The sequence below is a fragment of the Streptomyces hirsutus genome (assembly GCF_001418415.1).
GTDB classification, from domain to species: Bacteria; Actinomycetota; Actinomycetes; order Streptomycetales; family Streptomycetaceae; genus Streptomyces; species Streptomyces hirsutus.
Genome location: NZ_LIQT01000769.1, coordinates 2,110 through 2,736 on the forward strand (window position 1 = coordinate 2,110; position 627 = coordinate 2,736).

The window sequence follows — 627 nt, forward strand, 5'->3', positions numbered from 1 at the left end:
CGGCGAGCCGGTCGCGGGCGGTGCCTTCCGCCGGTACGACGTGACCACGGCCGAGCTGAAGCGGATCTGGACGCACTCCGCCCACCGCCGGCGCGGCCTGGCCCGGCGCGTCGTCGAGGAACTGGAACGCGAGGCGGAGGCCCGCGGCTACCGGCGCGTCCACCTCACCACCGGTCCACGCCAGCCCGAGGCGCGCGGCCTGTACCTGGCCACCGGCTACACGCCGCTGTTCGACACGGAGGCCGACCCGGAAACCATCGGACTGCTGTCCTTCGAGAAGCACCTGCCGGCCACCGCACGCGCGGCACGTACGTGAGGGGACGGGCAGCCGCCGCGGCCGTGACCGAGCGCCGTCCCACCCCCCCTCGGCTCCGCACCCGTCCCCCTCCGCACTGGTGAACATCCGCCCCCGACCCAGACGACGAGGACCCGCCATGCCCGCATCCGCCGTGCCGTCGCCCCGTCCCGGAACCGGACTCGACGCATTCGCCCACGGCCACCGCGCATCCACCCATGACGAAACCGCCTACGACCGCCGCAGAATGCGTCAGTGGCTCGCCGGGGGCGCCACGGCGGACGGGGTCAGCCGCCGCCGTCTGCTCACCCTGCTCGCCGCCACCACCGCCC

1 protein-coding gene and 1 pseudogene are annotated in these 627 nt (G+C 75.1%); both read left to right on the forward strand.

Features of this window, described 5'->3' with window-relative positions:
• Positions 1-316, forward strand: a 316-nt coding sequence (locus tag AOK11_RS38465) for a GNAT family N-acetyltransferase (RefSeq protein WP_157869553.1), incomplete at its 5' end; no start/stop codon positions are given.
• A gap of 118 nt (positions 317-434) precedes the next feature.
• Positions 435-627: pseudogene (locus AOK11_RS38470) on the forward strand (hypothetical protein); the annotation flags it as partial.